Annotated in this window: 8 protein-coding genes and 1 other RNA gene; 3 read left to right on the top strand and 6 right to left on the bottom strand. The window is 60.3% G+C overall.

Annotated features, from left to right (window positions below):
• Positions 1-145: 145 nt before the first annotated feature.
• The 6 genes from U1A24_RS13255 to U1A24_RS13230 form a co-directional block, all read right to left on the bottom strand.
• A complete protein-coding gene (locus U1A24_RS13255) occupies positions 146-700 on the bottom strand; it encodes a class I SAM-dependent methyltransferase (protein ID WP_322322448.1) in 555 nt (184 codons plus the stop codon).
• 27 nt (positions 701-727) lie between these two features.
• On the bottom strand, positions 728-1,183 hold the full coding sequence (locus U1A24_RS13250; protein WP_322322447.1) for an SspB family protein: 456 nt from the start codon (positions 1,181-1,183) through the stop codon (positions 728-730).
• A 62-nt stretch (positions 1,184-1,245) separates the two neighbouring features.
• Positions 1,246-2,490: a chromate efflux transporter gene (gene chrA, locus U1A24_RS13245; protein WP_322322446.1), complete on the bottom strand. Its 1,245-nt coding sequence runs from the start codon at positions 2,488-2,490 to the stop codon at positions 1,246-1,248.
• Positions 2,487-3,287 (bottom strand): sulfurtransferase/chromate resistance protein, encoded by an 801-nt coding sequence (locus tag U1A24_RS13240; RefSeq protein WP_322322445.1) that lies wholly within the window; start codon positions 3,285-3,287, stop codon positions 2,487-2,489. Before U1A24_RS13240 ends, chrA begins: the two co-directional genes overlap by 4 nt.
• Positions 3,288-3,409: 122 nt before the next feature.
• Positions 3,410-3,767: a transfer-messenger RNA gene (ssrA, locus tag U1A24_RS13235) on the bottom strand.
• Between the two features lie 166 nt (positions 3,768-3,933).
• The gene (locus U1A24_RS13230; RefSeq protein WP_322322444.1) at positions 3,934-4,983 is read right to left on the bottom strand and encodes an extracellular solute-binding protein; all 1,050 of its coding nucleotides are present in this window, start codon (positions 4,981-4,983) and stop codon (positions 3,934-3,936) included.
• A 385-nt stretch (positions 4,984-5,368) separates the two neighbouring features.
• Between U1A24_RS13230 and U1A24_RS13225 the strand changes: the two genes are divergently transcribed.
• The 3 genes from U1A24_RS13225 (at position 5,369) to U1A24_RS13215 (ending at position 9,420) form a co-directional block, all read left to right on the top strand.
• Entirely contained in the window at positions 5,369-6,601 is a 1,233-nt protein-coding gene (locus U1A24_RS13225; RefSeq protein ID WP_322322443.1) for an aminotransferase class V-fold PLP-dependent enzyme, read from the top strand.
• Between the two features lie 156 nt (positions 6,602-6,757).
• Complete coding sequence (locus tag U1A24_RS13220; RefSeq protein WP_416173494.1) at positions 6,758-8,209, top strand: cryptochrome/photolyase family protein; 1,452 nt, start codon at positions 6,758-6,760, stop codon at positions 8,207-8,209.
• Positions 8,209-9,420: a cyclopropane-fatty-acyl-phospholipid synthase family protein gene (locus U1A24_RS13215; RefSeq protein ID WP_322322441.1), complete on the top strand. Its 1,212-nt coding sequence runs from the start codon at positions 8,209-8,211 to the stop codon at positions 9,418-9,420. The genes U1A24_RS13220 and U1A24_RS13215 overlap by 1 nt, the downstream gene beginning before the upstream one ends.
• Positions 9,421-9,427 lie beyond the last annotated feature (7 nt).

Here is a 9,427-nt window from a genome sequence, read left to right as displayed (position 1 = left end):
GGCGGGAACGTCAAGCGGGCCAAAGCTGTCGGTTTCGGTACGGGTGGCGGACATCTGCAAGCCTCCTAAATCAGATGGCTGCGGCTTAGCGCGCCGGGCTTCAAAATTCAATCGGTATACAGAGGTATACCGAAATTATCCAAATTCAGGCGCGCTGAAAGATGAAAATCCGCGCAGGCGGGATGTTCAGCCAGACTTTCGGCCCGGCAATGACCTTCAGACCCAATCGGCTGAGCTGTTCGGCCGACAGCGCAGGCTTGGCACCATAAGTGAACTGAACATAACGTCCATCAGGGCAGAGGATTTCAAACGCAGCCTTCACGATGGATTCGCGCACGGCCATTGGCATCGACAGCAACGGCAGCCCGGAAATCACCACCTCTACGCCGGGTTCGACGTTGCCAACGACCGATTGTGCTGGCGCATTGTGAACGGTGATGTTGGGGAATTTCTTCTTCAGCAGTTTTGCAAAGCTGGGGCTCATCTCATACAGGCTCAGATTTTCCGGCGGCAGGCCGGTTTCCAGAATGCCGCTGGTCAGAACGCCGGTTCCGGGGCCAAATTCAACCACACGACCAGAGTTCGGACCCAATCCTTGCGCCATGGCGCGGGCCAGCCAACGCGAGGAGGGCACGACGGATGCCACTTGCAGTGGATTGGTGACGAATTGACGCAAGAACAGAGCAGTTTCTTTCGGCATGGCAGCCTCCTGTAAAACTAAGCAAATCTATTGCTTGCGGAATTTATCCAGACGCACGATTTGCGCATCGTTCTGTGGCGGGGTGGGATCGTCTTCGGGATCGTCTTCCTCGTCGTCTTCGTCATCATCTTCATGGGTCTCAAAGCGCAGGCCAAACTCGACCGAGGGGTCGACAAAGGTGCGCACTGCATCGAAGGGGATCACCAGATGTTCGGGTTGATTGCCAAAGTTCAGCGTGATTTCAAAGCCTTCGTCCGTGACAATCAGATCTTCGAACCAGTGCTGCACCACGATGGTCATCTCACCAGGGTAGCGCGAGCGGAGCCAATCGGCCATTTCTACACGCTCAACCGTGGTGTCGAAGGTGATAAAAAAATGATGCGCGCCGGGCAATCCGTGAACCGACACATCCTTGAGAACGGTCTGAATCAATCCCCGCATCGCGCGGTGCATGAGGTTTCCGTAATCAATAGACTTTGCCATGCGCCACCTCTTCTTAATGCTGCCACCATAGGGGATTCGCCTTCAAAGGGAAGGGGGGCGGCTCAGAATGCTGCAACTGCAGCGGAAGTTATCGCACAAAGACCCAGCACAATGGGAAGCGGCCAGTGACGACGCAGCAAAAGATAGGCGGCAAGCAGGGCGAGGGCGGTGGCAAGCAGCTTTAGGCTGCTGGGATCAGGCCAGATCAGATGCAGCGGGCCGTAGGTGAGCGGGGTGACGGTGGCAAAGATCACATGCGCCGCAAACCACAGCGACAGGTTGGCGATCACCCCAACCACCGCAGCGGTGATGGCTTTGAGGGCTTGTGACAGGCGGGGGGCGTGGGTCAGTCGGGCAATCCACGGCGCCCCCGCAAAGACCCAGAGAAAGCAGGGCGCGAACGTCATCCAAAGGGTGATCAACGCGCCCGCAAGGCCCATCGCAACACCGTGTTTTGCCGCAGCGAGGTAGCCTACAAACTCGGTCACAAGGATCAGCGGGCCTGGGGTGGTTTCGGCCAGCCCCAACCCGTCGATCATTTGCGGCAGGGTAAGCCATTGTTTTTGCTGAACCACATCCTGCGCCATCCAAGTCAGCACCGCGTAAGCCCCACCGAAGGTCAGCATCGCGAGTTTGGAGAAGAACAGCGCAATATCGGCAAGGATGTCTGGGCCAAACAGCACAATCAGACAGAGAGGGATCAGCCAGACAGCGCCCCAGATTGCAGTGGCCCGCAGCGATTGCGCCCAGGGGGCGGGGGTGGTCTGACTGGCAGATGGGTCTGATTTTACGGTGAAAAATCCCCAAAGACCTGCTGAAAGGATGACCGCGGGGAAGGGGGCTGCGAAGAAGAACAGGGCAACGAACGCAAGCACTGCGATGGCCCATTGCGCGCGGGATTTCAGGGCACGTTTTGAGACGCGCAGCAGCGCTTCCGCGACCACTGCCAAAACCGCGGCTTGAACCCCGATAAACAAGGCCGCGACCAGAGGCACCGTGCCAAAAGCTGCATAAATCATCGAGAGGGCCAGAACGATCACCGCGCCGGGCAGCACGAAAAGGCCTCCCGCGATCAAGCCCCCCAGTGTGCCCAGCTTGCGCCAGCCGATCCATGTCGCCAGTTGCATCGCCTCGGGTCCGGGCAGGAGCATGCAGAAGGACAGGGCCGAGAGATATTCCTCTTCGGTCACCCATTGTTTCTCATCAACCAATTCTCGGTGCATCATGGCGATCTGTGCGGCAGGGCCGCCGAACGACAGGATGCCGATGCGGGCGAAGGTTTGGGTCAGCTCTGGGATCGTGGTCATTGCGCGCGGCCTGCGGGCCAGTCGTGGCCTTCTTCATGGCCATCGCGCGCCCAGCGGTAGAGCGCATCATAGAGCGTCATGCCAACGCTGAGTTGTTCCAGATCATCGCGGTATTGTCGCGATAATCCAACGGAAATCGCAAGCAGACCAGCGGCTTGTGGGGAAAGGTCGTGGCGATCAGTGTCGGCTGCGCGCACGACTTGGGCGAGGCGTTGCAGGGCTTCGGTGTGCAAGGCAAATTCTTCCAGCAGGGTGTCAAAGGTGCAGGTGTCGCCACGATGGCTAAAAAAGGTGTCCTCGATATCAAACGGGGTGGCGTTGAAGCGATCGGCGACGGATTGCACTTCGGATGGGGCGACGAACAAAAAGCGCGCGGTGGGGTCAATGAAGCGGCGGATCAGCCACGGGCAGGCGATGCGGTCGATCTTGGGGCGGTGGCGGGTGACCCAGAGGTTGCTTGGCGGCAGGGATTTGATTGGCAGCATGGGCAGGGAGGCTTCGGCCCAAGCCATGCAGCCACCTTCCAGAACTTGCGCGTCAATGCCTTGAGTGCGCAACAGAGCTGCGACACCTTCGGAGAGCTTGCGGCCTTTTTGGCAGACCACAACGACGCGTTGGCCAAGCAGGGTGGCTGGGGCAGGATCAAAACGATCGTGCGCCAGCAGAAAACTGCCGGGGATCAGGCGCGGGTCGGCGGCGATGTCTTCGGGGATGCGGATATCGACGATGACAGGGGCATCTGGCAGACCGATCAGGCGGATCAGTTGGGCGGGCGTGATTTGGTTAAGCTGCGGCATGGCCGGGCATCCTTTGCTATGACAATGGATGCGACGCTTGGGCCAAAGCCTCACGGGGTGTTCGCGGACCCCATGAATTTGGATAGGAAATTCGCGGAGTTGCGTCAAGCCAAGAAGGGGAAAGTGCCGGATTCTGTTGCCAGGTTCCGGCGGACCCCGCCTTACGCGGCTAAGCGCAAGGGCTTAGTTTCGGCGACTCGAACTGCTTACGCAGCCAAAGCCATTGCCGGAGCACGGTTGTCATTTGCAACTGTACGTTTGGACCGATAACGGTGGTACCTCACCGAGCAAAAGCTGGCCCCTTTAGACGTTCGTCGATCCTGTTTCGACCCCACACGCCCCAAATGAAAGGGTGAATTGGTGGAGTCGCCGGGTACCGCCCCCGGGTCCGAGCCGTTTATTATGGGTGCGTTTATCGCCATAGTCCGAGTTGCCCCGGACAGGGTCAATATAGGGGCAGGGGAGGGGTGGCGCAAGGTGGTGTGCGGTCCCAACTCGGGACCTTTTTTATCTGTTTTATATCAATGGGTTGATGATGCGGATTTAACGCCTTGTTAAGGTTTGCGGGGTTTCTTGCGGTCCGCACCTGCCGCAATGCAAAACGCCCGCAAGGATTTGCGGGCGTTTTGACGGTTTCAGCGATGGATCAGAAGCCGGATTTGATCATCTCGAACTCTTGCGTCATGCGATCCCGCATGGTCGGATCAATCGGCACCTGGCTGAGCAGAATGCCCTCGACCGGATCGACATCGGCCGCTTTCAACTCTTCCAGCGGGATGTCTTTCATCGCCACATCATTGGCGTGGACATAGCCGAAATTCTCGAGCAGACCCTTGGCCGAGCCGTGATCCAGCCACGCGTTGATGAAGTCATAGGCCTTTTCTTCCGAACCGGGCGCGTCCTTGAAGTTGACATAGCCGCAGAACCAGCTGGCGACGCCTTCGGTCGGGGTGCGGTTGAAGGCAACCGGCACGCCTTCGCGCTTCATGTTGGCAACGCCATAGTTCCACGTCCAGGCAATGACGACCTCACCGGTTTTCATCAACTGCGCCAGTTCCGAAGGGTCGGCCCAATAGGTGCGCACATTGGCATGAGCCAGACGCAGCCAGGCAGCTGCGGCAGCAAACTGCTCTTCGGTCACGTTGGTCCAGTCAGACACACCGGTGGCCAGCAGCGCCAGCGACCAGGTGTCGTCGGTGTTGTCGGGCAGCGAGATTTTGCCCGCAAAGGCCGGATCGGTGAACACTTGCAGCGAGGCGACCTGTTCGGGTTTCACCGCATCGGTGTTGTAGGCCACGGCGGTGTATGCGCCATCGGTCGGGATATACCAGACACCGCCTTCATCGGCGAAGATCTTGGAGTTCTTGTAACGCTCGCCAATTTCGCCATAGAGCGGGATTTTGCTGACATCCCAAGGCTCGATCAGGTCTGCGTCGCGGTATTTCTGCACCATCTGCGCGCAGGGATGGGCGACATCGGCCTTGAAGCCGTTGGAAACTTTCTGAAACGCTTCGTCATCGTCTCCGAAGAAGGAGTAGGTCGGCATATCGCCATGCTTGGCGACATAGGCCTCGATCAGAGACTGGCTTTCAAAACCAGCCCAGTCGAACACGGTCAGTTCTGCATCTCCGGCATGGGCGAAGGTGGCAATGCTGAGGGTGATGGCCGTGCTGGCAAATAGACGGGTGAGTCGCATGGAGTTCCTTCCGGTTGTAGGGCGACCGCTTTTTCAGGCTGCGATCTGATGGTGATGAGGCTAAAGCGGGGACGCGGTTGGCTCAAGCGCTTATTGCAAGATCGGGCGGCGTGGGCGGGGGGTAACCCGAATGCGGCTGCGGCTTTGGCGAAAATCTTGGCGCAGCGCCGCAGGATCCGGCCGAATCATGGCGGCTGTGATCGGCGTTTGCGGGGGGTTTACGGCGCAAAAATCCGCCGCTAGGTTTGCTGCGAACCTGCGTTCTGCGCGGGGTCTGCCACAGCGCCTGTGCGGGGCTGCGGCTTGGCTGGAAGACCTGCCACGGCCTTGCTTTTCCGTGGACTCCTGCCGGGCCGTTTGTCTGAACCGCAATAAGAGGTGTCTGATGACCGAACTTGATCTGAATTTTGTGCGCAGCCAGTTTCCGGCTTTTGACAGCGCTGTGCTGGGAAGCCATGCGTTTTTTGAGAATGCTGGTGGGTCTTATCCCTGCCGTCAGGTGGTGGACCGGCTGCATCGGTTTTATCTGGATCGCAAGGTACAGCCCTATGGCCCCTATCCGGGAGCGCAGGCGGGCGGCGCCGAGATGGATGAGGCGCGGGAGCGTCTGGCCGGGCTGATGGGGGTGAACGGGCCGCAGGTGTCGTTCGGGCCTTCGACCTCGGCCAATACCTATGTGTTGGCACAGGCGGTGCGGGTTTGGCTGAAGGGTGCGAACGCGGCGATTGTGGTGACAAATCAGGACCATGAGGCGAACTCTGGGGTCTGGCGGCGGTTGGCCGATGAGGGCATCGAGGTGCGCGAGTGGCAGATTGATCCGCAGACGGGTTCGCTGGACCCAGCAGATTTGAGCGCGCTTTTGGCGGATGGTCAGGTGCGGCTGGTGTGCTTGCCGCATTGCTCGAACGTGGTGGCAGAGATCAATGATGTGGCGGCTGTGTCAGCGATGGCGAAGGCGGCTGGCGCGCGGGTGGTGGTCGATGGGGTGTCTTATGCGCCGCATGGGCTGCCGGATTTTGCAGCACTCGGCTGCGATGTGTATCTGTTCTCGGCCTATAAGACCTATGGGCCGCATCAGGGCATCATGGTGATCTCTGAGGCGTTCGGCGCGGAACTGCCTGCGCAGGGGCATTATTTCAACGCAGGTTCGCTGTATAAGCGCTTCACGCCAGCGGGGCCGGACCATGCGCAGATTGCGGCCTGTGCCGGGATGGCGGATTACATCGACGCTTTGCACGCGCATCATTTTGGCGCGCAGGCGGATGCGGCGCAGCGCAACCGGGCGGTGCATGATTTGATGCGGGCCCATGAGGTGGCGGTGGTGGCGCCGTTGCTGGACTATCTGGCCGCGCGCAATGATCTGCGGCTGATCGGGCCACGGGCGGCAGAGGCGCGCGCGCCGACGGTGGCGGTGGTGCTGGACCGCGCGGCAGAGCCGGTGTCAGAGGCTTTGGGGCGCGAAGGCATCGCCTGTTGGGCCGGGGATTTCTACGCGGTGCGTCCGCTGACCGCGATGGGGGTGGATCTGGAGCAGGGCGTGCTGCGGATGTCTTTGGTGCATTACACCTCGGCTGACGAGGTTGTGCAGTTGATCGCGGCGCTGGACCGGGTGCTGTAGCGATTTTTGAGAAAAATCGTGACGATTTCCGTGACGGAAATCGGGGGGCTTTGCGCCCCCCGCCTGCGGCTTCCCCCGCAGGATATTTGTGCGCAGAGGATGAACTTGTGATCTGATCGGAGGTTTGACGCGTAAGCATTTGAAACAGTGTGGGATGTGATGAGCGATCAGCCTTTGATTTTATGGTTCCGGCGGGATTTGCGGCTGTCGGATCATCCGATGCTGGCGGCGGCGGTGGCCTCGGGGCGGCCTTTGCTGCCGGTGTTTGTACTGGATGGGCAGGCGGAGGCTTTGGGGGCGGCTGCGAAATGGCGGCTGGGGTTGGGGCTTGCGCGGTTTGCTGAAACCTTGGCTGCGATGGGGCAGCGGTTGATCCTGCGGCGCGGCGATGCGCTGGCGGTTTTGCAGGCTCTGGTGGCGGAGACCGGGGCTGCGGGGGTGATGTGGCAGCGGATGTATGATCCGCAGGCGGTGGCGCGGGATACGGCAGTGAAGGCGGCGCTGAAGGCCAAGGGGCTGGTGGCGGAGAGTTTTCCGGGCGCGTTGTTGATCGAACCTTGGGAGGTGGCGACCGGGCAGGGCGGTTATTACAAGGTCTATTCGCCGTTCTGGAAGGCGGTGTCGGCGCGGGGATTTGCCGGGCCGGTGCCTGCGGTGACGGCGCTGCGCGCACCTTCGGTTTGGCCTGTCTCGGAGGATCTGGCCGACTGGCAGATGGGGGCGGCGATGCGGCGCGGGGCTGCGGTATGTTTGCCACATCAGCGGGTGGGCGAGGCGGCGGCGCTGGCGCGGTTGGATGAATTTATCGATACGGCGGTGGATCGCTACCGCGCGGCGCGGGATTTTCCGGGGGTGATTGGGGCGACCTCGGGGCTGTCGGAGAATTTGGCTTGGGGGGAGATTGGGCCGCGGACGATCTGGGCGGCAGGGCAGCGGGCGTTGCATCAGGGGGATGCGGGGGCGGAGCAGTTTTGCAAGGAACTGGTCTGGCGCGAGTTTGCATATCATCTGATGCACCATTCGCCGCATATTCTGACGCAAAGCTGGCGCGAGGGCTGGGAGGATTTCGCGTGGCGTGGCGACAACCCAGAGGCCGAAGCGTGGCGGCGTGGCATGACCGGCGAGCCGTTTGTCGATGCGGCGATGCGTGAGATGTATGTCACCGGGCGGATGCACAATCGGGCGCGGATGGTGGTGGCGTCTTATCTGACCAAGCATCTGCTGAGTGATTGGCGGTTGGGGCAGGCGTGGTTTGCCGATTGCCTGACCGATTGGGACGAGGCTGCCAACGCGATGGGCTGGCAATGGGTGGCAGGATCTGGCCCCGATGCGGCACCGTATTTTCGGGTGTTCAATCCGGCGGGACAGGCTGAAAAATTTGACAGCGACGGGGCATATCGGCGACGCTGGATTGCCGAGATCTCGGCCCAGCCGGGAGCAGAGGCGCAGAGCTATTTTGATGCCGTGCCCAAGCGCTGGAACTTGGCAGTGACGCAGGCTTATCCCAAGCCGATTGTCACCCTTGCCGACGGGCGGGCGCGGGCGCTGGCAGCCTATGCGGCGCGAAGTGGCGCTGCTGCGCTAACAGATCCAGTTGGGAGGGAATGATGGACGTGTTGACGACGACCAAAGGTCAAAAACAGTTGCCGCGCTACTTTTCCGCCGTGTTTGAACTGGCGCAAAAGTTGCGCAACGGGCGGCTGGATTTCGTACTGCCCGATGGCCGCCGTTTTCGCGTTGAGGGGCAGAATCCGGGGCCGGTGGCAGAGATTGCGGTGCATGACACCGATCTGTTTGCGCGGTTGATCCGTGAGGGCGATCTGGGGTTTTGTGAGGCCTATGTCGAGGGCGGCTGGTCCAGCCCCGACCTGATGGCTTTCATGGATCTGGTGCATGAGGGCAATGGCGAGGTTTATGACGCGTTCCCCGGCATGGCTTTGGTGCGGGCGTATGAGCGCTTCCGGTTCTGGTTGCAATCGAACTCGAAACGGCAGGCCCGCAAGAACATCGCGCATCACTATGATCTGGGCAATGATTTCTATCGGCTGTGGCTGGACGATACCATGACCTATTCGTCCGCGATTTACCGCACCGGGCAGGAAAGCCTTGAGACCGCGCAGGCGCAGAAATATGCCTCGATGGTGGATCAGATGGGGGCGAAGCCCGGTGATCATGTGCTGGAAATCGGCTGCGGTTGGGGCGGTTTTGCCGAATATGCCGCCAAGGAACGCGGGCTGCGGGTGACGGCTTTGACGATCAGTCAGGCCCAGCATGATTTTGCCGTGGCGCGGATGCAACGGTTGGGCTTGCAGGATAAGGTGGAGATCAAGCTTCAGGACTACCGCGACGAGACCGGGCTGTACGACGGCATCGCCAGTATCGAGATGTTCGAGGCGGTGGGTGAGAAATACTGGCCGGTGTATTTTGACACCGTGCGGGATCGCTTGAAGCCGGGCTGCCACGCGACTTTGCAGATCATCACCGTGCAAGAAGCGCGGTTTGAAACCTACCGTAAGGCTGTTGATTTCATTCAGAAATACATCTTCCCCGGTGGCATGTTGCCCAGCCCTTCGGTGTTGAAGCGCGAGGCGGAACGCGCGGGGCTGCGGGTGAAGGGCTCGATCGAGTTTGGCAAAAGCTACAGTCAGACGCTGCGGCGCTGGTATGACAGTTTCAACGCGCGCTGGGCCGAGGCTGCGGGATTGGGGTTTGATGAGAGGTTCCGACGGATGTGGAACTTTTATCTCGCCTCTTGTGCTGGCACGTTTGAGGGCGGAAACTGCGATGTAACGCAGATCACATTGACCCGTCCGATCTGACGATCCG

The organism is Cypionkella sp. (assembly GCF_034376685.1).
Lineage (GTDB): Bacteria > Pseudomonadota > Alphaproteobacteria > Rhodobacterales > Rhodobacteraceae > Cypionkella.
This window is presented reverse-complemented; position numbering and strand designations above follow the sequence as displayed.

Coding starts and splice junctions, on each gene's coding strand:
- U1A24_RS13255 (WP_322322448.1), bottom strand. CDS start 700: ATGCCGAAAGAAACTGCTCTGTTCTTGCGTCAATTCGTCACCAATCCA.
- U1A24_RS13250 (WP_322322447.1), bottom strand. CDS start 1,183: ATGGCAAAGTCTATTGATTACGGAAACCTCATGCACCGCGCGATGCGG.
- chrA (WP_322322446.1), bottom strand. CDS start 2,490: ATGACCACGATCCCAGAGCTGACCCAAACCTTCGCCCGCATCGGCATC.
- U1A24_RS13240 (WP_322322445.1), bottom strand. CDS start 3,287: ATGCCGCAGCTTAACCAAATCACGCCCGCCCAACTGATCCGCCTGATC.
- U1A24_RS13230 (WP_322322444.1), bottom strand. CDS start 4,983: ATGCGACTCACCCGTCTATTTGCCAGCACGGCCATCACCCTCAGCATT.
- U1A24_RS13225 (WP_322322443.1), top strand. CDS start 5,369: ATGACCGAACTTGATCTGAATTTTGTGCGCAGCCAGTTTCCGGCTTTT.
- U1A24_RS13215 (WP_322322441.1), top strand. CDS start 8,209: ATGGACGTGTTGACGACGACCAAAGGTCAAAAACAGTTGCCGCGCTAC.